This window comes from Enterococcus sp. DIV1298c, from assembly GCF_017316315.1.
In the GTDB taxonomy this organism is placed as follows: Bacteria; Bacillota; Bacilli; order Lactobacillales; family Enterococcaceae; genus Enterococcus_B; species Enterococcus_B mangumiae.
Map to the genome: position 1 here is coordinate 50,864 of NZ_JAFLWG010000014.1, position 22,095 is coordinate 72,958.

At 38.7% G+C, this 22,095-nt stretch carries 19 protein-coding genes; all 19 read right to left on the reverse strand.

The window, feature by feature from the left end:
* Window positions 1-44: 44 nt before the first annotated feature.
* Window positions 45-956: a hypothetical protein gene (locus JZO83_RS04050; protein WP_207115041.1), complete on the reverse strand. Its 912-nt coding sequence runs from the start codon at window positions 954-956 to the stop codon at window positions 45-47.
* Between the two features lie 63 nt (window positions 957-1,019).
* A complete protein-coding gene (locus JZO83_RS04055) occupies window positions 1,020-2,948 on the reverse strand; it encodes a hypothetical protein (protein ID WP_207115042.1) in 1,929 nt (642 codons plus the stop codon).
* Between the two features lie 312 nt (window positions 2,949-3,260).
* Window positions 3,261-4,166 carry a hypothetical protein gene (locus JZO83_RS04060; protein WP_207115043.1) on the reverse strand — a complete coding sequence of 302 codons (906 nt, stop codon included), beginning with the start codon at window positions 4,164-4,166 and terminating at the stop codon, window positions 3,261-3,263.
* A 271-nt stretch (window positions 4,167-4,437) separates the two neighbouring features.
* Window positions 4,438-5,358, reverse strand: a complete 921-nt coding sequence (locus tag JZO83_RS04065) for an LCP family protein (RefSeq protein WP_207115044.1) — start codon at window positions 5,356-5,358, stop codon at window positions 4,438-4,440.
* 46 nt (window positions 5,359-5,404) lie between these two features.
* Window positions 5,405-5,767 (reverse strand): hypothetical protein, encoded by a 363-nt coding sequence (locus JZO83_RS04070; RefSeq protein ID WP_207115045.1) that lies wholly within the window; start codon window positions 5,765-5,767, stop codon window positions 5,405-5,407.
* A 46-nt stretch (window positions 5,768-5,813) separates the two neighbouring features.
* The gene (locus JZO83_RS04075; RefSeq protein WP_207115046.1) at window positions 5,814-7,274 is read right to left on the reverse strand and encodes a helix-turn-helix domain-containing protein; all 1,461 of its coding nucleotides are present in this window, start codon (window positions 7,272-7,274) and stop codon (window positions 5,814-5,816) included.
* Window positions 7,275-7,288: 14 nt separating this feature from the next.
* The gene (gene wecB, locus JZO83_RS04080) at window positions 7,289-8,389 is read right to left on the reverse strand and encodes a UDP-N-acetylglucosamine 2-epimerase (non-hydrolyzing) (protein ID WP_206853907.1); all 1,101 of its coding nucleotides are present in this window, start codon (window positions 8,387-8,389) and stop codon (window positions 7,289-7,291) included.
* Window positions 8,386-9,450, reverse strand: a complete 1,065-nt coding sequence (locus JZO83_RS04085) for a glycosyltransferase family 4 protein (protein WP_207115047.1) — start codon at window positions 9,448-9,450, stop codon at window positions 8,386-8,388. Before JZO83_RS04085 ends, wecB begins: the two co-directional genes overlap by 4 nt.
* Window positions 9,447-10,040: a hypothetical protein gene (locus JZO83_RS14350; protein ID WP_242542395.1), complete on the reverse strand. Its 594-nt coding sequence runs from the start codon at window positions 10,038-10,040 to the stop codon at window positions 9,447-9,449. The genes JZO83_RS04085 and JZO83_RS14350 overlap by 4 nt, the downstream gene beginning before the upstream one ends.
* Window positions 10,000-10,863 carry an oligosaccharide flippase family protein gene (locus JZO83_RS14355; protein ID WP_242542396.1) on the reverse strand — a complete coding sequence of 288 codons (864 nt, stop codon included), beginning with the start codon at window positions 10,861-10,863 and terminating at the stop codon, window positions 10,000-10,002. The genes JZO83_RS14350 and JZO83_RS14355 overlap by 41 nt, the downstream gene beginning before the upstream one ends.
* A gap of 8 nt (window positions 10,864-10,871) precedes the next feature.
* Entirely contained in the window at window positions 10,872-12,125 is a 1,254-nt protein-coding gene (locus tag JZO83_RS04095; protein WP_207115048.1) for an O-antigen ligase family protein, read from the reverse strand.
* On the reverse strand, window positions 12,122-12,868 hold the full coding sequence (locus JZO83_RS04100; RefSeq protein ID WP_206853922.1) for a WecB/TagA/CpsF family glycosyltransferase: 747 nt from the start codon (window positions 12,866-12,868) through the stop codon (window positions 12,122-12,124). The genes JZO83_RS04095 and JZO83_RS04100 overlap by 4 nt, the downstream gene beginning before the upstream one ends.
* Window positions 12,868-13,518 carry a sugar transferase gene (locus JZO83_RS04105; RefSeq protein WP_206853923.1) on the reverse strand — a complete coding sequence of 217 codons (651 nt, stop codon included), beginning with the start codon at window positions 13,516-13,518 and terminating at the stop codon, window positions 12,868-12,870. Before JZO83_RS04105 ends, JZO83_RS04100 begins: the two co-directional genes overlap by 1 nt.
* 12 nt (window positions 13,519-13,530) lie before the next feature.
* Entirely contained in the window at window positions 13,531-14,172 is a 642-nt protein-coding gene (locus JZO83_RS04110; RefSeq protein WP_206853925.1) for a CpsD/CapB family tyrosine-protein kinase, read from the reverse strand.
* Window positions 14,172-14,906: a Wzz/FepE/Etk N-terminal domain-containing protein gene (locus JZO83_RS04115; RefSeq protein ID WP_207115049.1), complete on the reverse strand. Its 735-nt coding sequence runs from the start codon at window positions 14,904-14,906 to the stop codon at window positions 14,172-14,174. The genes JZO83_RS04110 and JZO83_RS04115 overlap by 1 nt, the downstream gene beginning before the upstream one ends.
* Before the next feature lie 41 nt (window positions 14,907-14,947).
* Entirely contained in the window at window positions 14,948-16,201 is a 1,254-nt protein-coding gene (locus JZO83_RS04120) for a nucleotide sugar dehydrogenase (RefSeq protein WP_207115051.1), read from the reverse strand.
* A complete protein-coding gene (locus JZO83_RS04125) occupies window positions 16,198-16,662 on the reverse strand; it encodes a DUF4352 domain-containing protein (protein ID WP_207115052.1) in 465 nt (154 codons plus the stop codon). Before JZO83_RS04125 ends, JZO83_RS04120 begins: the two co-directional genes overlap by 4 nt.
* Window positions 16,663-16,747: 85 nt before the next feature.
* A complete protein-coding gene (locus JZO83_RS04130) occupies window positions 16,748-20,356 on the reverse strand; it encodes an immunoglobulin-like domain-containing protein (RefSeq protein WP_207115053.1) in 3,609 nt (1,202 codons plus the stop codon).
* Window positions 20,357-20,916: 560 nt separating this feature from the next.
* Window positions 20,917-22,083, reverse strand: a complete 1,167-nt coding sequence (locus JZO83_RS04135) for a hypothetical protein (protein ID WP_207115054.1) — start codon at window positions 22,081-22,083, stop codon at window positions 20,917-20,919.
* Window positions 22,084-22,095: the final 12 nt, after the last annotated feature.

Below are 22,095 nucleotides of genomic sequence, written 5' to 3' on the forward strand. Positions count from 1 at the left end.
CTCTTTTCTTATATATATATCTGAAAATTATTTTCTACAAAAAACTAAATCGTCATGGCTCGTTGCCTACGGACAAAAGGTTTCTTTTGTTCTTGGATATTTTTTTGTTTTCCTACTGTTTCTATCAGTAACGATTGCAAGTTTTTTTGTTCTCCTATCCTCTCACTTGTACTGGATATACTTGCTTGGATCTCTTCCATTGATTGACACCTTTGCTTCTCTAGATTTCCTGTTAGACGCCTTTTTCTCATTTCTTGATACTTTTGCCAATCCTTGACATATTTCCCTTCGATCCAAGGTGCTTTCACGATTTTTTTATTCTCAAAAAATACGACTTTTTCTTTTAGTAAATACCAATGGCGAAAGATATAACGAAGTTCTTTACACGTGAAGTCACCTTTGTATTGTTTTTTACGATTTTTATCAGCGATATTCTCCATATTCAACTTATCCAATACAAAATACATCTTAATATTGGGATAATGTATGACTATATCAATACCATTTTTGCATCCTCTTTCGATATGTCTCAAAAAATCTTTTTTCTTTTTATTCTCATTTCGATAGGAGAGTACCTCATTCTCCACGAATAAATTTTTTTCAGACACTACTTGTTTAAAGATATTCAGCAACTGATTCTTAGGATTCCATTGCACGCACTGCCAGTATCTTTTCCAATGCGGGCGATACTTATGTTCTTCTGCTAATAAGCTAGGCCACTTTTTCTCAAATTCTTTCCATTCTTCTATGGTTCCTAATTTTTTTTTCATCACGTTGCTAACGATTAATTCATGTATGCCTCTGTTGTAGCGATCAATGACATATTCTGATGAAGTCGCTTCTGTCAGATTAGGAAACTCTTTAAGATTAACCTTTCCTGCTACGACGTCATGAAAAAAAAGATATCTCTGCTTATGCATCCCAAATAATAAAATGTATACTTTTTCTGTGTTCATCCCTCTACTCCGTTTTCTTAAATTTACTGCTTTTACAAGCAAATGTAAGATTTGATTTTCTGGTTATATTTCTCTTTGTAAAAATGCTTTCCTTTGATTTACTTGAATTTGTTGGACTTTTTTCTGTTCATTCAAAGTATTTGCCAATTGATCAAACATTTTAATTTTTTCTTGGAATATTCGAGTTTGTTGTACAATTCCCTGTTGATTTAAATCGCCTTTCCATTGATGAAATGCAGCTAACTGTTTCGGTAATTCCTGACTTCCTTCTGGTCTCTTTTCTGAGTGTAGAGAGAGGCTTCTTGCTTTTTGAGGTTGTTGGATTTTTTGTTCATTTAGTTTATTTGCCCATTGTTCGAATGTGTTTAATTTTTCCTGAAATGCTGGACTTATACCTTTTCTATTTTGTTTGTTAGTCCGTATGATATACTCTGTACGTATGAACCTCATTAATGTCCCCATTCGATCCGCTTTGTCACCTGGGCGGAGAATCTTTTTCTGTGCTAGTTTTTGTTCTAATTTCTTTTCTCTATGCTCGATGTACTCTTGCCACGCTCCGACAAATGGTCCCTCAAGCCACGGTGGGGCTACTTGTTTCCCCTTTTCAATAAATGTGACTCTTCCTCCTATTTCCGGATAGTTTCGGTAAATTTTTCGAAGTACACTGCTGAATAATTCATTCGTGTAGAATTTCTTAGTGAGCGTTTCAAATGCGTGTTCTTGAATCTTGTATCGTATTCCCTTCATATTGATTCCGTCTAGTGAAAAGTAAATGGCTGTATTGCCACGAATAGCTGTTTCGATTGCAAGATTATATGCTTGTATTTCAAGATATTTTATAGGTACTTTTTCGTAATATTTCCCCCTACAGTATTCGTGGTATAACATAGTCCCATTTGTTTTCAAATTGACATTTTCTGATAAGTTCGAAAAAATAGTCGTTAAATGATTTCCGTCTTTTGACTCCATTGAACGAAGATACTCAGGCAAATGTACTACCTTCCTTGCTTGTACTTCCAACAAAGAAGGTAATCTTTTTGAAAAATCATCCAAATCTTCCGATGTAATCAGTTTTCCTTCTTTGACATATTCAATGATTAAATTTTCAATTGCTTTACTGCAAGCATCGAACTTATAGTCGTTATAGTTTTTATTGATAAGTTTTTCTTGAACTTCAGGTAATTGAGCCATCTCTTTACACGCACGCTTATGTCCAAAAAGTAATATTTCTCCTTCTATTTTGTTTGTCTGATTCGTATTTGATCCTTCACCTTCAGCTTTTTTATTTGTTATTACATGATTAAGATCTGGTTGCCGATCCTTTACAGAAGCAACTTTGATCCAAGGAGGATCTACAATCCTTACATTTTCTATAAAGAGAATCTTTTTGTAGATGTTTTCTACTCGTGACCATTTTTCTTGGACATAACGGAGTGAGTCTTGAAGAACGCCATTATCTTCGCGAAACAAATAATTTTTTTCGTCTATATTCTTGTGCTTTAAGTCACTCAAAGAGAATATGATTCTTATCTTATGGTCTGTTGCCATATCTAAAGCTGTTTTATACCCATGATCTTTGCGTAAGTCGATTGGGGTCTCATTTCCTTCCGCATTGATATAAAATAGTTTTTGGCCATCTGTATGTAGGTTGCCTGCTTGAATGGCTCCTCTAAAAACTGTTGATAAGCGATTCTCAGGATAGCGATTCATGGCATCATAATATTCAGAAAAATAAACTAATTTTTTTTCATTTTGGGGAAATAGCAACATAGGCAAGTTGTCAGAAAAATCCTCCCAATTTTGTAACGTGAGCAGGTTACCTTCCTTCACCTGTCGAATAATCAATTTCTCAATTTCATTACTACAAGCATCAAACATTTGTACCTGATAGTCCTTACCTGGTTGGTACTGTTCAAATTTATTTGACTCAAATAACCGTTTATATTCATCTTCTTGACCAAAAAATAAAATTTTTATTTCATCTGTTAACATCCTTATCGCTCCTATTACATAACATGTAAGGTATATGTAAGCTTATTTTTCCAACACATTCAGTTCTATGTATAAAATTTGTGCCAACAGCAAAGACATAAAACATGCACTTAATAAAAATCAACGAGTAAACCTTTGTGACCCAGAGACAGGTTGTTCTTTCTATTATTGGGTTCTTCCTTTTCTCATTTACTTTTAGAAACCCTCTTTTAAAGCTCTTAGAGATATGACATAGTTCTTTACAGGGATAAACTTTATGTCTTTCCCTTTGAGATTCATGTTAATCGTTCTTTTGTAAATCATTCAGCCAAACTATAACGATAGTGTACGCTGTCTACCTATACAGGCTTTCTTTAGTTCTTGCCTCTCTTTCTTTATTTTTGTTTTTGATAATATATTTTTTAAAGATGTTTCCCCTTGCTTTTTCTTGTCTATAGAGAAAATCGTTTGCTGGATATCATCCATTGACTGAGTTCGCATGCTACTTAGCTTTTTTGATAGTTGTTCTTTTCTACTCTCACGATACGTTTTCCAGGCGTGAACGTAGCTCCCATCTACCCAAGGTGCTTTTACGATTTTTTTATTTTCAAAAAATATTACTTTTTCTTTTAACTCATACCAATGGCGAAAAATATATCGTAGTTCTTTACATGTGTAGTCACTTTCAAATTGTTTTTTGCGATTTTTCCCTGCGATATCGTGCATATCCAATCCATCCAGTACAAAATAAATCATGACATTCGGGTAGCAAATAGCCATATCGATCCCGTTTTTACATCCTCTATCAATATGTTGTGTGATATATTGTTTTTCGTTGTTCTCATTGCAATAAAACAACGAAAAATGTTCCGTCTTTAGTCCTGCGGTAATCCCTTTGTAAAAAATATTCGATAACTGATTTTTAATATTCCATGCCATACACTGATAATATTTCTGCCAGTGTGGCTTATTTTTATGATCGATTCTAAATAACTTAGGTAAATTTTTTTCGAATTTCCGCCAAGATTCTATTGTTGTTAACTCTTCCCACAGTACTTTTCTAACGAGATAAAAATGTAGTTGGTTGTTATACCAATCAATGACAGCTGAGTCTATGCTTACTTCTTTCAGTGGAGGATTTCCCTGTAAATCTATTCTATTATTCTTCTCATCTTCAAAAAAAAGTTTCCGGCTATCATCTAGTCCATATAAAAAAATCTGTATTCCTTTCGTCTCCATTTATCTATGCCTCCATTCCTTCTCAAAGAGCCTTATTTTTCAAGTTGTGTTTAGTATACGTGGAATCAGCCCTTTATTTATCCTTTTTTTTCTGTTATTTAACATAATCACCAAGTTTCACTTCCCCTGTTTTTAGTGTCTTTTTTTTGTGTCATCAACAATGGTTTTCAAACAAAAAACAGCCACTCCTATTGTTCGCATAGGGATTGGCTGTCGACATCTATTACTAGCTATTCAAATGAAAAGAGCGCTTATTTATCATTCATTCCTTCTATTTCAACTGATTTTTCAATTCATTTTGAATGCGTGTTAATTCTTCTTCGGCGATCATCTGATAAGAGATGCCATGTTCGCCTGTGACACCATCTCCTGTAAAGCCAACACCCGTTAGTTGCTCAGAGTTCACATGATTCAGTGCCGTTCGATAGTGCCTAAAAAGCATTTGGCTCGTTTCCCATGAAATATTCGTTTGGGTATTTTCTCCAATAACATCAAGCATCTCTTTATAGTTTGCTAACGTGTTGACTGATCTTGCTTGATCCAAAAAGCCAGTCAAAATTTGTCGTTGTCTATTTTGTCTCCCATAATCGCCATCTGGATCTTCATAGCGCATGCGCGAATACTTCCGTGCATCTTCGCCATCTAACTGTAATTTCCCAATTGGAAAATCAACCCCTTCATAATGAAAGCTAAACGAATTATTGACTTCAACTCCGCCTACAAGATCTACTAATTCTTTCATTCCTTTTAAATCGATTTGGGCATAATAATCGATTGGGATGTCTAATAGATTTTCTACTGTTGCTATCGAGGTAGAAATGCCCCCAAAAGCATACGCATGATTGATTTTGTCATGGAAGCCTTGACCAATGATCTCTGTGTAGGTATCTCTAGGAAGACTAACTAATGTCGTCAGCTCTTTTTTTGGATTGACCGTGGCAACGATCATCGTGTCTGTTCTTCCATGTTCTGCTCTTTCCAGATCACCTTCATCTGTTCCCAGTAGTAAGATTGAAAATGGATCTCCTGCAAGATAATCCAACTCTGTTTCTATTCGCTCACTCGCTTCATAAGACTCATTGACCGTTGCTCGAATGTCAAAATAGATTTTCCCCACGTATCCTACGACCCCCAGAGTCATAAGTACGAGTACAGTCAATATAGAAAGAAATACTTTTTTTCTGCCAGACATCTACGTTCCTCCGATTTTATTTTTTGCCCATCTGGATTTTCGTCTTCTATTTCTCACTGAGATAGATCAATCCTTTTGGGACCTTTTGATTCGTCGCAATACCTGTCAATAAGCGATAGTAAACGTTCTTATCCTTTAAGATCATTTCTACAACCTCTTCTTCCGACAATCCCGTTTCTTCAAAAAAATCATGCTGCAAAAAGTCTAAAAACATTTGTAATTGCGCATCGATTTCTAATAATTCAGCGAATTGTTCTAAAATATTGTCGTAAGTTGTCTGACAAATCCCTATAAACCGTTGATGCAATTCGACACAAACCTGTTGAATAAGAGGAAAATCCTGCAAGTGACAAAGTTCATCGTAATTTTTTAAATAGGTAATAGGTGTCACCTGTACTTTTTTGATCATGATTTCTTCCTTTCATCTGGAAATTTATTTTGTTCATCCACGTGAGTTAAATCCTAACATCTATTAACGACATCAATCGTTGCCAATCGGTATCATTTGGGATTTTATTGAAAAGCAAACAAGTCTCAGCACCGGAAAAATTAGACAGATGCTCTGCATAATTTGTCACAATGATATCGAATTGATTGTTTTTGAAATAACCATGACTGATGTCTAATGCATTGGGAAAATAAAGTTCTTGATAGCTGCCTAGATTTTTCCGAGCGGTGACTTGGATCCGCTGTGAAATAAACTGATTACCTTCTAATAAAAAAGCGATTTTTTTGGGCTTCCCCCAATATAATTCCTTTAAGCAATCCATCAAGATCGTAAAAACTGTGCTTACGTCTTCAATCGTTTCTAACGTAAAACAAGGAATCCCTTTCAACTGGTTTCTCAAAAACTGAGTATTTTTCTCCACTTCTTCCGGAAACTCTTTTTTTACGAATGTATTCAAATCTGGAATCACCGTATTTAACACTGGAGAGATTTTATGTTTTAACATCATGTTAGAAAAAAAGGACTGAATAAACACGGTACTACTTTCAACTGCCCCATGTGGTGGATCGATTTCCTCTAAGTACCGTTCAGTAAGATGTATGACTCGAGGCTCTTTTCCTAATTTATCGCAAAATATCTTTTCGAGATCAACATCAAAAACGGTCCGTTTACTGAGCGTCAGTGCATAAAAGTAAATGATTTCTTTTTCGCAAATGGGCATTTGTAAATGATTAGATAACAGTTTTTTTAATTTTTTTAGTTCTAGATAGTATTCTTTACGGAACAACTTTACGATTCCAGGATCGAGTTTGACGTAATGACCATGAGAAGTTCGCTCTAAGATAATGTAGATCATGTAACAAATCTCTTCAAAAGCCACATTTGAAAAATCTCGACTGAATTCCTCTCCTTTCAGATCCAAGCCGATCTCCTGGATGATCAACGGAGGAAAGACGGTATGAGGAGTGATATCAGATTCGTAGTAAAAGTTAAAATAAAAATGTCGGATATTCACTTCTTCACCAATCAGATTCACCTGGCTTTTATTGATACTTAGATCGTAACGAGCAAGAATCGGTTCGATTTTCCTTAAATACCGCATCAATGTTGCTGGAGAAAGGAAAAAAATATCCGCCCATTCATTGATCGAAAGAATCTCGCCTAAAAAAATACTTTCGAGTATTTTGAACATCGGTTCATTACTGATCATTGCTTTTTTTTTATCAAAATATTTCTCTATATCCAATATTTTCAGTTTATAGCCAATGTTGGATGTTTTCATTTCGATCGAATCATTGAAGTATTCCTTGATATTTTGCAGATCTTCGATGATCGTGCGACTGGAACTTTTGATTACTTTCGACAATTCACGTATCGGTGTATACGCAACATGCTCCATATATTCTAAGAGATGCAACCATCTCAATGTCGTTTTATTCGTAACAAAAGATGATTGGATTTGTCTCATAACTTCACCTTCTCCTAATTAAAATAGCTTTTTAATTGTTCAATGATCCGGCTACTCGCCTGACCATCCCCATAAGGATTTTTTGCTTGTGCCATTTCTTGATAAGCTTGTTGATCTGTTAATAAATGGGTGATTTTCGCATATACCTGTTCTTCTTCCGTCCCCACCAACTTTAGTGTGCCTGCTGACACACCTTCTGGTCGTTCAGTCGTTTCTCGCGCAATCAACACTGGAACCCCTAGTGAAGGTGCCTCTTCCTGTATGCCACCGGAATCTGTCAGGATCAAGTAGCTCTTTGAAAGAAGTTGATAAAATTCTGGCGTATCCAATGGCTCGATCAGTTGGATATTGGTCTGTTCTTCTAAATACTGTTGCGCGATTTCTCGTACTTTTGGATTTTTATGGACCGGAAATACCACGTTTAGCTCTGGGTATTCTACGGCGATTCTTTTCAATGCTCGAAAAACATTTTCCATCGGCGAGCCAATATTCTCACGGCGATGCATGGTCACTAAGAGGATATTCTTCTCCTCATGCTTTAGCAGGCTTGTCTTTCTTTCCTCCAACGTCTGATATAAGGCATCGATCGACGTGTTGCCAGTGACCAGTATTCGCTCTTTAGGATGATTTTCTTTCCAAAGATTTTCTTGGCTTTGTTCCGTCGGAGCGAATAAAAAGTCAGACAACTGATCGATCAAGCGTCGATTCATTTCTTCTGGAAATGGGTCTTGCTTATCGCCAGTGCGTAGGCCGGCTTCCACATGACCAATCAAAATCTGCTGATAAAAAGCCGCAAGTGCCGCTGCTAATGCCGTCGTTGTATCTCCATGTACTAACACGAGATCCGGACGTTCTTCTTGAAAAACAGCTTCTAATTTTTCCAAGATGCGACTCGTCATACTAGACAATGTCTGATTTTCACGCATGATCGCTAAATTGTGATCAGACACTAGCTGAAAAGCTGCCATGGTTTGATCCAGCATTTCCCGATGCTGTCCTGTGACGAGCACCTTAGAAAGAAAACGGGGATCTTTCTCTAATGCTTTGATTACCGGCGCCATTTTGATTGCCTCTGGTCGAGTGCCAAAGATTGATAATACCTTTATTTTCTTCATAATGCTCCTCTTTTGTTATTTTTTTGTAACAAAGAAAATTGCTTTCTATAAATCTCATGCCATTGGGCTAAATAAGGTTGTAATGCATAGTCTTCTGCAATCGTGCTTCTAGCTGATCGACTTAACTGTAAACGATGGTCTTCATCTTGTAACAGTTTTCTCAATCCCTCAAGCATTGCTTGTGTATCTCCCGCGTCCACTAAATAACCATTTCTGTCCTGTTCGATCAATTCAGGGATGCCGCCTACTTTTGTGGTTATGTTTGGGATACCGGCTGCCATCGTTTCTAAAATCGCCATCGGCAAGCCCTCATGGTAAGATGGCAAGAAGTGTAGCACCGTTTGTTGAAACAAAGTTGGCAATTCTTCTTTTGCGACCCAGCCATTCAAAGTTACATTATGGATGTTTTCGCTTTTGATTTGTTGAGCGACTTCTTCGTTTTCTTCATCGCCATATAGCATGAAATGTATCGCTGGAAACTCTGCCTCACATGCTTTTGCTACTTCTAAAAGATCAAAACTCCCTTTTCTCTTACCGATTCGACCAAGAGTGAGGATCCAACTTGCCTTTGGCTCATACAGATTTTTAGAAGGCAGTTCTACGGCATTTGGTAAAATAGCGATTGCTGTATGGGTCAATGTTTGATAATACGCTGCCCAGCTATTGCTTAATACTACTAACTGATTCACTCTCTTTAAAATAAAGCGTATCCAACATTTAATCAAAGGATGTCCATTTTCATAAAATTGATCAAACTGCGAAGCGTGCATGTGGAAGATCGTCCGACAGTGTCTCGGCGTCAATAGTAAGAGGAGGCTCTTCCGATAAAAGCTCCCCTTTTGTGCAACATGAAAATGAAGGATATGACATTTTTCTTTTTTGATATGCGCACGAAATGTCATGAAAGCTTTACATTGTGTCCAAAACCGCCCTTTTTCTGACCATGTTTGATGGAAGAAAAATTGCAAGCCTTCTGGCACTTTTGCAGTTTTAAAATTCTGGATAACTGTAGCGATCCCTCCTTGGGCATCTGGATCAGGTCCAACGATCATAATATTCATACTTCTCTGATTTTCCTTTCTTGGACAAATGTTTTGACGATTTTCAGTTCGTGACGATAAACGATGAGCACGATACACATCAAAAGCAACACCAGTCCTTTTTCTAGCCAGAATATTCGGTTAAATGCGGTAAAAAGAGCAAAAACATAAAGTAACAGCGCTAAACTCACTTGTCGTTTGACTGAAAAACCTTCCCAATGCTTCATCGAAAAATAGGTTCGTGAAAAAAAGAAAAGCAAGTAGCCAAAACCTGTTGCGATCGCTGCACCTGTCGCACCTAATAGCGGCACAAGTAATAAGTGAGTCATCCCTGCGGCCAATACTGCCACTAGCGAAGCAGCGATATTCAACTGGCTTTTTTTGGAAAAAACGATGCCTAAATTCGTCGTTTCACTGATCGTCATCATCAAAGGATAAAAGGAGAGTAGCGGAAACAAATACTGCGCTTCACTATATTCACTAGATAGCAATAACACGATCCCTTCCTTAAAGAGAACCATGAACAAAAAGCAAAAGGATAACAGGAACATCATCAAGTGACTGACACGCTCATAGTAAAATAGCGGTTTGTTTTTTTTTGTACCATTCATAGGCAGTCGGAATCCAAAAATTCGCAAAACTGACTTGTAAGACCATCAATGCACTCGCTACCTTAAATGCAGCAGTATAAATTCCCAACGAAGCAAAATCAGCAAAATGCCGCAACATGACTTTATCGATGATCGTCAATAAACTGTAGAGAAAAGTACCTATCACCGTTGGGAGACCAAAGCGATACAGATTTTTGAGCAACGTTTTGTCGATCTTAGTAACGAGTGGATAAAAAAATATACTATTCCCGATGATCAGTACGCAATCCCCTAAAATTTGGCCTACTAACATCCCATAAACGACCGTAATAAAAGTAGGACTGCCAAAATAAAGAAATAGCAATGTGAACAATAAAATGATGAGCTTGACCAAGATACTATAAACCGAAAAAATAAATGCTTTATTTTGCATACGAAGATTCAATAAAATAAAACGCTCAAAAATCAGGAAAATCGCTGATAAAGCTAACAAATAGATCGCATGAGTATAGCTCGGATCTTCAAATAAAATCAGTGAAAAGTGCTTTGCATAAAGAACCAAGTTCATCGCTAAAACAATAGCGCCAATCAAGGGAATCATCATCGCTTGCTGCAACAGCGCCTTCTTATTTTCATAGTCATGGTATTCTCGGGTAAACGCCTGATCAAAACCTAGATAGATCACATAGATCAAAAACGTCTGCGCAAGAAAAAACATACTCGTTTTTCCGTATTCTTCTGGACTTAAAAAGGTCGTCGTCACTGGTAAAAGTACCAGATTCAAGACCGCTGAACCTAACGAGCCAATCGAGAAAAAGCCCAATCTTATAAGTATTTTTTTCAAAAAGCACCTCACTCTTTCTCTGTTAAAATAATCCCACCACAAATCAGTCCTAAAAACGTAGAAGACAATGCAGAATACAGAACATGACCGGCAAAAAAGCTGTAAAAAAAGACAACGACCAATGCCAAACTATAGACTGAACGTTTACTTGGTTGAAAGGCTAAATAGAGAAAATAAGCACCCATGATCAGCAACAAACTAGTTCCTAAAAAACCTTGACCAAAGAGCGTATCGAAGAAATCCATTTCAATCAAGCCTAAACGCCCAAAGTTCGCTAAACGATACTCGAATCCTTGCCCAAAAATCATGGTAAAATGACGCCACTCATCTTCTAAAAAAGCAGACATGCCACCAATCAAAAAATCACTTCGAGAACTAGAGATCAAGCGGACCAAATCGCCATCGAATAGATGATAAAAATAAACCAAACGTAAATAAGTCCCTTCAACGGCTTGGATCATTAAAGGAAACCCTTGTATGAATAACCAAAAAATACCAAAAAAACTAAACAACCAAATAAATAACTGTTGCATCAGTGCTTGACGTTTGATTCCTTTGACTAATCGCCACAAGAGATAAAACAAGGTGACTAGTCCATAAAAAATGCCCGTCTTCGTGCCAACAAGTACTAAACAAATGAAATTCCCAACAAATAGACTACCTAAAAAAAGGGAGCGTCTATGTGTTTGCTCTTTGATTGAGCCAATCAATGCTTGGACAGTAAAAGTAATCGAGACAATAAACGCAAAACTTGTATCATTGTTTGCAAAGAAATATCCTTTATAGCCAGCATCAGAATTGTCATAAGTTTGATAGCCTAGCCCTAAGAGATAGGGAATCAGTAATCCAAGTGTAAATAGAACACTGATGATGATGAATAACCGATCATAACGAACTTTGGAAATCAGTTCCTTCCGTTGATACACAAAATAAGGAATCAATATCCACAAAAGATATTTGACATACACCGACAGATCCGCAATCATCCACGACCAGGAATACTGTAAGAAAACAGACTGTAGTAAGAAGATCACAAGTGTGGTCGTGATAAAACCATAGGTCAAATACGTATAATAACTACGTGTGATCCTTCCCAAAACGATCATAGTGATCAGAAATAAAAAAAAGAGCAAGCGATAAGCGACACCAATCGGAAAACGAACACCGATACTTAGAAACAAGCCATTCAACACATCGATGATTGGAAAAATCGCCACAGTCCACATAAAAAAAGTGAGGATTCTCTGATTGTTTATATTCATGCGTTCGTTCGCTTCTCTCGCCAAACCGTTCTTAAAAAGCGGAGATTGCCTTTGATGTAGCGATCAAACATCCTGATTGGCTCTTGAATGAAACGATAAAACCATTCTAGACCTGTCTTTTGCATCCAAAGAGGCGCACGCTTTGTCTTACCTGCGACGATATCAAAACTTCCACCGACTCCCATTGCAAAGGGAACTTGCAACACTTCTCTAAAAGTTTCTAGCCAGATTTCCTTTTGAGGGCTGGAAAAAGCAACAAAAAGGAGATCCGGTTTTGCATTTGCGATTTTTTGAGCGATTTTCGGAGACTCTTCATGTGAAAAATAGCCATGATGGTAGCCTGCGATCGTAAGATCAGGGTATTTTTTTTGATCATGTGCGACGACAGAAGCCACGACTTCTTCTGTTGCACCGAGATAATAAGGACGCCAACCTTTTTCCGCAGATAACTTTACTAATTCACGAAAGAGATCGATACCGGTGACTCTTTCTGGCACATCATAGCCCAAATAATGTGCCGCCCAGACGATCGATTGGCCATCCGCAGTAATCAGCGCTGCACGATTGACGATCTTTTGTAACTCGGGATCTGCGTGCATCAAATTTATTTTACCTGCGTTTATTGAAACGTGTTGTGCATGGATACCTTGTTCAATCATTTCTTCGACTGCAGAAACAGTCTCAACAAACGTCAACGGATCTAACTTACTTCCAAGAATCTCTATTCGGCGCTGTCTATTCATCAAAAAGCTCCTTTAGATAATAAGACTGTCCCGATCGTCTTCACAAAAATTTTCAAGTCCAACCATACAGTCAAATTTTCGATATAGTAGAGATCCAACACGACCATTTCATGAAAACTCAATTCGTTCCGGCCACTCACTTGCCAAAGTCCTGTACAACCAGGAGTGATCGTCAGTCTTTTTTTGTCCGTATCAGAATACTCTGCCACTTCTCTTTCCAAAGGAGGACGTGGACCTATCAGTGCCATTTCGCCTCGTAAAACATTTACTAATTGTGGAAGTTCGTCCAAACTCGTCTTTCGCAGAAAACGACCGATCTTTGTGATACGTGGATCATTTTTTAATTTGAACATCGGCCCTTCGATTTCATTTTTATCTAAAAAATCATTTAAGCGTTTCTCTGCTCCTGGATGCATCGTTCGGAACTTATACATTAAAAATGTCTGTTCGTTTTTACCAACTCGCACTTGTTTAAAGAGGATCGGTGCTTGCCAGTCGCAACATTTTATACTCACACAAATTAGGAACAACAATGGGCTAAGCAATACTAGAAGAAACAAGCTTATAAAAAATTCGATCATACCTTTCCAATAGATATAGCGATTCGGCGCAACACGTAACTCTTCATTGTCAATTGTTGGTCTATCCATCTTTCCTTCTCCTTAGTAATAATAATTCTTGGCATTATCTGTTCCATTCAATACAACACCTAAGATATTTGCATCTACCATTCTTAACTTTTTCACTGAGTTTTTTGCAGCTTGCTTGTTTGTTTTATCGGCATGAACGACAACGACCACACCGTCTACTTTCTTTGAGAGGATCAAGGCATCTGAAACGATATTGATTGGAGGCGTATCAATGATCACTACATCATATTCCTGTTTGAGCTGCTCTAAGGTAGCGGTCAATTTGGGTGATGACAGCAGATCATTCGGATTCGGCAGAATAGGTCCACTCGTAATGATTGAAAATTCAAAATTTTCCAAATTCACTCGTTGGATACAACTAGCGATTGAAACATCGCGACGCATATAATTCGACAATCCGACATGCGCCTCTTTCATAAAACGCTTATGTTGCGTCGGTTTTCGTAGATCCGCATCAATCAACAAAGTACGGCTGCCTTTTTGTGCATAAGCGACCGCCAAATTTGCGGATACCGTAGATTTCCCCGTACCACTTTCCCCTGAAGTCACTAAAATCGTTTTTACCTCTTGTTGCGTACATAAATACTCGATATTTTCTCTAATCAATTTATATTGCTCTCTCGTAATCGAATAACTTTCTTTCATACTTCGCATCACACACGCGCCCTTCGTCTCGTACTTCTTGGAGGATTCGGCTCAAATGTAGGTATTTGCTTTTCTTTACTCACTTCACCTAGTATTTGCAGCTCCAGGATTTCTTCAATCTCTGTCGTTGAAGAGAAGCTTCTTTCCAATACAAGCAAGACAAAAACGAAAGTGAATGCCAGTAGTAAGCTAAAGAAAAAAGTCAACGTGAGCAGAAGAAATCGATGAGGACGAGTCGGTCTTTCATTGGGCAAAACCTCATCTTCCGCTAAAATCGTCACATTATCGATATTCATAATACTTGGGATCTCCTCACTGAAAATCTTGGCAGTCGTATTCGCGATCCTCGCAGCAACTTTTGGACTTCTGTGGTAAGCATTGATTTCAATGATCTGCGAATTTGTTGCATTTGAAACACTCAATCGTTCACTTAATTCTGAAATGCTATAGTCTTCATTTAGTGCTTCACTGACCGCATTTAAAATCCTTGGACTCAAGATGATCGCACTATACGTATTGATTAGTTGAAGATCAGCTTGGATCATCTGCGTTTCTAACCGTTGCCCTGTCGAATGATCAGCTTGACTGACCAACAGCTGCGCACTTTTTTGATAGATCGGTTCAGCAAACAAATGAAGATAGATAAACATGCTTAGTAAGGGAAGACTAATGATCATAAAAATCCAGCCTTTTTTTTGCTGTACGACTTGCTTTAATTTTTTGATATTTATTTCTTTTTTCATCACGTTTCCCTTTCAGTATCATTAAATCCCGACAAAATAAGTTACTTTGTTACTGGTAGCTTCCCAAGCGAATACGCCTGTTCAAAACTGCTTATGTTCGTTAAAATATTTTTCGTATCAAAAACGACCGCTTGATTCATTTCTTCGATACTTTCTGTCGGGATTTCTTTGAATACATCATGATCACAGAGAATCACTGCCAGATCACTCCCTGAAAGAGCTTCTTCTAACTGCGATACATCCGAAGTTGGCACGTATGGATCATAAGTGACTACTTCATAATTTGATTGCTGTCTTAACCTTGCAACAATATCGATTGCCGGACTTTCTCTCGCATCATCGATATTGCCTTTATAGGCAAGTCCTAAAATAGCGATTTTTCCGTCTTTATGATCAGGTACGATTTCTTTTATTTTTTTGATAATAAATTCAGGCATATTTGCATTGATCTCACGCCCTAACTGAATCAGCTTTGCTTCTTCCGGTGCGGCTGCGACAACAAAATATGGATCAACTGCCAAGCAATGACCACCAACGCCAGGCCCTGGCTGATGAATATTCACACGAGGATGCTGATTAGCTAATCTAATCACTTCCAACGCATCAATATTTAAACGATCGCCTATTTGCACCAGTTCGTTGGCTAAAGCAATGTTCACATCACGATACGTATTTTCCATCAATTTTGATAACTCCGCTATTCCGGTAGAAGTTCCCAACATCTCCCCTTGTACGAACGTCTGATAGATTTTCTTTCCTTGCTCGATACAGGCAGCAGTCATCCCACCAATGATTCGATTATTCCTAACCAACTCTTCAAATATTTTCCCTGGCAATACGCGTTCAGGGCAATGAAGTAAATAAAGATCTTGTCCGATAACGAATCCCTCTGCTTCAAAAAATGGTGCCACCATGTCTTCCATCGTACGTGGCTGGATCGTGGATTCGACGATGACCGTATTGCCTTTTTCTACATAAGGCAAAACTGCTTGCATTGCCGCCTTCAAGTACATCAGATCACAGCTGCCATATTGGTCTTCTTTATTTGGCGTCGGAACGGCAATAATAAAAGCATCGGCTTTTTCTGGAACAAGTTGTGCTTTGAATTTTTGATTTTCTAATGCCTTTGCTAGATACGTCTCAATCTCTGGTTCTTCAATCGGGGCTTGTCCTCGTTGTAAAGAATCAATCACCGATTCAGAAATATCGACACCCACTACCTCTACTCCATAATGCGCAAAAGTGATTGCTGTCGGCAATCCAATATAGCCTAGCCCAATAACGTTTATCTTCATTCGCTTTTAACATCCCATTCTGCTAATTGATCTTCACCTGTTTGGTAGATCAACTTACTTGCTTGTTGCTCCTCTTCTAGTTCAAAGGAAACATTTCCAGTAAGTGATTCCCCCACGGCAATCTCATTTCCAAACATCGCCATCGTATGATCCAACTCGACCAAGTCACCGTTCTTTGTTTGTAAAAGAAAATCGATGGAGCCTAAGCCCGCAGAAACCGAGCCCATATTTTCGCCAGTGATCGTAAAAGTATGCAAGACACGATCGCCATCTTCTGTTTTCTTCTGGTTGATCTCCTGTTTATCGATGCTGATCTTTAGACCGCCAACAACCGTTTGCGGTTGTGTCACTTGTTTTGCTGCATCGCTACTAGCGGTAGCATCTGTTTTCGTATCCGTTTCATTCGAACAGCCTGCAACAAACAACAGTATAAGTAACAGACTAAGTAACTTGAGTTTCATTTTATCTCTCGCTTTCTATAGTGAAAGGGTCCCTTGCATGGATTGAAATACAAGGTCCCCTTCATTTCTTCCAAAAATCGAATGTTTATTCGACGATCGTTACGTTTGCTTTTGCAATGATCTCTGTACTTTGATTTCGGAATCGATGGACGCCATAAATCGTCACTTTACTTTCTTTGGTGATACTGCTTGCCTGAGTAGCATTCAAGTAAGCTGTAAATTTCCCATCAGCAAATGCACTGACCCAAAGCGTCAATCCATCAATATCCAAACGACCAAAATTGATATCTTCTCCCGTATAAGTCCCTGTGATAACTCGACTTCCCAATCTGTAGTCGTCAGGGGTGATCGTGCCGGTAAATTCTCGGTTGATCGACAGAATACTGCGGTCTAATTCTGTTTCGACTGGACGACCATTGATGATTTTCTGTTGGTAACCGACCAACTCTACTTTTTCAGCATCACGTATCATATGACGAACCGTTTGATTGACAAAGTACGTGAACGTTTTTGTCGATGTGTTGAAGGTACCGCCCCATGAAACGGACTGACCGTCAATGATCAAATTAGCTAAATTGATATCGCCAGTAAATGACCCAGTGATGAGATTTTCTGTTACTTTAAATGGCTCCGGTGTAATCGTTCCCTCACCTCTGACTACCTCGACTGGCTGGCGGACAAGACGATGATCGACTGTTTGTCCATTCGTTCTTTCTCGGTGGAAGGTTTTGATTTCCACTTTTGCAGCCTCTCTCACCCGATCTCTATAACGAGCGTGGACAAAAAATTCAAACGTCCCGGCCTCTTGATCAAACGTGCCGCCCCAGTTGCCTACTGATTCCCCATCAATCAATAGATTGGCAAAATTGATGTCGCCACTGAACGTTCCAGTAATTGTTGTTTCCGTCGGTCGATAGCGATTCGGTGTCAGTGTTCCTCTCAATTGGGCGATCACTGGTACTTCTTTCACATCTAATACTTCGATGGCTTCGCTATTTCCGCTGACTTGTCGATTCAACGCTTGGATCTCTACTTTGTCTTCTGCTTTGATATTGAGATTCCCTACGAAGAAAGAGAATGTCCCATCTGGGTTGAATGTTCCGCCCCACACATTCGTAGACGTTCCATTGATGATCAATCGAGCTAAGTTCACATCGCCAGTAAAACTTCCAGTAATCGTTGCTTCTCCTACCCGATACTGCGCAGGTGTAATCGTCCCAGCTAAATCTCTTTCTAATTCGACTCTTTGTCGATCTAAGACTCTGCCGTTTTGATCCAATGCTTCGATTTCTACAACGTCATCCACCGATTGAATGCGATTACCGACAAAAAATTCAAATTTCCCATCAGCAAATGTCCCCCCACGGACAGATACTCCATTGATATGGACACGAGCAGAAACCACATGACCGGTATAACCACCTGTCAGGAACAGGTTACCCGAAGAAACGTTATATTTATTTGGTGTAATCGTTCCTTCCGTACTTGCTGGATCGATCACGACCACTGTTGAAGCGATATTCGATGTCAGTCCATCAATACTTGCTTGTGCAAGGATCACTGTGCCCAAAGGCTGAGGGTCGATTTCTAGTTCAAACTCCCCATCGTTATCAACTGTTCCTGTCGCGATAACGTCACCATCCACCTTGATTTCGATTTGAGCGTTTGGCTCGGCTGTCCCCGTCACAGTCGTTGAAGTCGTTGTTACTTCATTCAATGTCGTAGCTGCAATCGTCGCTCTGACTACGATCGTTTCTGCAATATTCGAAGAAACGCCATCCAATGTGGCTTGTGCCGTAACAACTGTTCCTGCTTCCTGCCTTTCAATCGTCAACGCATAAATCCCATCACTTCCCACACGTCCAGTAGCTAAAGTGATTTCCCCTGCGCTAATAATGATCTCCGCATTCGGTTCAGCTGTACCTGTGACGCTCGTTGAGTCTGTATTCAAGTCTGAGATCGTCGTTTCTGCAAGCGTGGCTTTTTCACTATCTCCCACGATCGTTTCTGCTACAGAAGTAAGCCCATTGATAGTTGCTGTCACACTGACCTTAGTGCCGACTGATAAAGCCACATTGGCAGGAATAGTCACTTGATACGTGCCATCACTTCCTACACGGCCAGTCAATGTTGGTTGCCCTTCGATCGTGATGGTCAAGCTAGCATTCGGTTCTGCTTGTCCAGTGATCTGAGTAGAGGCTGTGGTCAATTCATCAATCGTTGTTTGCTGGATCGTTGCGCCAGCAACAAAGTTTCCTGTGACGATTTTCCCAACTCTTCCACTATTGAATGTCGCATTGAATCTTGCGTCATTTGATTGGATCTGAGAAGTGATTTGCTTTATAAGATAGCTGTTCACTGAAAACGAGCCTTGGTTGAACTCCTGATAATTAAAGGTTGGATCACCTGAAAAATTCGCTCCCCTTGCCCAAGTTTGTATTCCTCTAGAAGAACGGATCGTGTAATTTGTCGTTCCTGGATAAGAACCGATGGCGCTACCATTTCTATGATTGTTTTGGATGCGAACATTGGACCCTTCTTCAAAAGTGCTTGATTGTCCCAAATTAATGGCAGAAAAAGTACTTCGACCAACAACATCTAACGTTCCACCAGACGAAACGTGTAATGATCCTCTTAATCCTAATGCTTCTTGTGTTTTCTGCGTATTTGGTGCACTAGCGATTTTAAATGTCGCCCCAGAAGCAATCGCTACTCGAGAACTACTTCCTTCAATCAATACCGCTTTCACTTTATTTCCTGAATTATTTTGTGACACGTCGAGCAAACTGTTAGACGCCAAGTTGATTTGTCCACCATTAGTAAGATGGATCGCACGAGCAGTCCCATTATTGTTGGCATGGACAGATGCGCCAGTATCCACATTCACTCGGCTATTTGCATTCGCCCAAATCAGTGAACCCGCATTGATTTGATTTTGTCCTAAAAAATTCACAGAGGAATTATTGCCATTTAAATACAATAAACGTCCCGTTGCGTGACTATTTTCATGAATCACGTTGGTAAAGGACACACTTGATGTTCGATTTTGATAAATCGTATCCGTCGCGCGAGACACGATGCGCACGTTGCTGATACTCAATCCTTGATTCACAGTATTTCCATATAGGCGAACATTGTTTGCAAAGGTCAAAGTATGACCATTTCCTTCAATCGATTTCGTTGTCCCTGTCCATGTCACACTGCTAGACATAGTGATTGAATTCGCTAAATGGATTTGCGTGACATTCGCATTAGCTAACGCCGTTCTTAATTGTGCATTCGTAGATACTTGGACTACATTTCTTGCTAAATGAGCCTCAGCTGCTTCTACTTCTTCAGACTCTTCGACTTCTGTTTCGTGATCTTCAGCGATTTCTGACTCTGAATCTTGAAGCTCTTCTGTCTCCGCTTGTTCTTCCGCTTCTACAGGATCGACAAGCTCTTCTGGTGATTCTTCACTTTCTGGAACAAGTTGCTCCTCTTCTACGTTGTCGGGCTGATTTGTTTCATCCGGATCAACGATTTCAGCAGATGGTAAATCAGATAATAAATCATTGGATTGAATCAATTCTGCCACTTCTGGTGAAACCGGTTCATGTTCTTCTGTTGCTAATGCAGTAATCGGCATCATCGATAAGGTCAACTGACTGACCAACAATAAGCCAGTTGCTTTTTTACTCATTTTTTTATTCATAGTTAACTCCTTTTTTCTTTATGTGAAGCAAGATGATTATTCTGACACTTCCTTTCTTGTCTATATAAAAAAACATTCTTCGTATCCATTGATCAGTGAAAACATTTAGCTACTTTGAACGTGCTTCACTTTTCAACTTAAAAGACAAAAAGAATATTCTTTATTTATTGCTTAGAATAAGGATAATTTAACATGTTTGATTCTGAATGGTTAAATCAACTTTTGCACTCCGGTATGTAAAACGTGTCTTTTGTCAATGGAATTTAGAAAAAATTATGATTAAATATTTCAAATATAAAGTTATAATAGCTTGTATCCTTGCGTAGTAAGACAGGAAAAGGCTCTCACCCGTTTGTTCTTTTTCTACGGACTAAATCATGTTTTTTAAAAGATCATTTGTCATTAAAAAAGTTACCAAGAAATCAAGTTTCTTCCTCTGTTTCTATCTCATTCACTAAAATATACAAAAAAACCGAGGCTCAACGTTGTGTCAAATAACGGTTGATTCTCAGTTTCACTTGATTTATTTACTTTTTAAGCACTTTCTTAGCCGCATCTATCTAAAGGCATATACAGTGTCCTCTAAAGATTTTCTTTCTTTTTGGTTTGCTCTTTTCCGCTTGTTGCTTTGAAAACGAACAAATCGACTGAAATGTTTTTAGGTTTGCTTGTTGATTTTTACTTGAGGTCAGCGAGACATTGGACTGAAATGTTTTCATGTTTTCTTGTTGCTTTTCACTCGGAATCGGTGAGACATCGGACTGGATCGGTTTTCGTTTCTCTTGTTGCTCTTCACTCAAAATCGGTGAGACATCGGTTTGGTTTGGTCTCAGCTTCGCTTGTGGCTCTTCACTCAAAATCGGTAAGGCATCAGGTTGGATCGGTCTCAGCTTCACTTGTGGCTCTTCAATCAAAATCGGTAAGACATCGGGCTGGTTTGGTGCCAGCTTCGCTTGTGACTCTCCACTCGAATTCTGCAACTCATTGGATTTCTCTTCATTCGCCTTCTTGGCAAGCAACCGATTTATTCTTTGCTTATTGTACTTTTTCCATAATCTGACGTATTTCCCTTTGATCCATGGGGCTGCTACTTCTTTATTTTCTTCAATAAATATGACTTTATCTTTCATATCTGCCCACTTTCGAAAAAGCGCTCGTAGCTCCCTGTTCGTATGTTTCCCATCATATTTTTTTGCTCTCGCTTTACTGAATACCGCACGCATATCGATGCCATCTAAGATAAAATATATATACACATGTGGATGATCTTTAGCCATATCGATACCATTTTTACACCCTCTTTTTATGACACCCCATACATTAATCTGTTTATTTTCTTCATTTTTGTAACAAATAACACACCCATCTCTTAGCAATTTTGGTGCTTTCATCGCTTCTTTAAAAATGGAGAGCAACTGATTTTTAGGATTTTTTTCCATGCTTTGATAATATTCATCCCATAAAAGAAGCGTTTTTGATTCTTTCATCAAGTAGTTCGGCCATTCCTTAGAAAAATTTTGCCATGCTTCTAATGAGGTCAGTTTTTCGAGAGAAGTACGGATCAATCTGTTCAATGTTACATTATAACTATCAATTACATATCGATAGAGTTCACCTGTATTTGGTCTCTCAGTGAGAAGCCATTCAAATTTTCCTTCAACAACTGCACTGAAAAACGCACTTCGATACTGTTCCATCCCGTAAAGTAATACTCTTTTTTCTTCCATTTACCCTTGTCC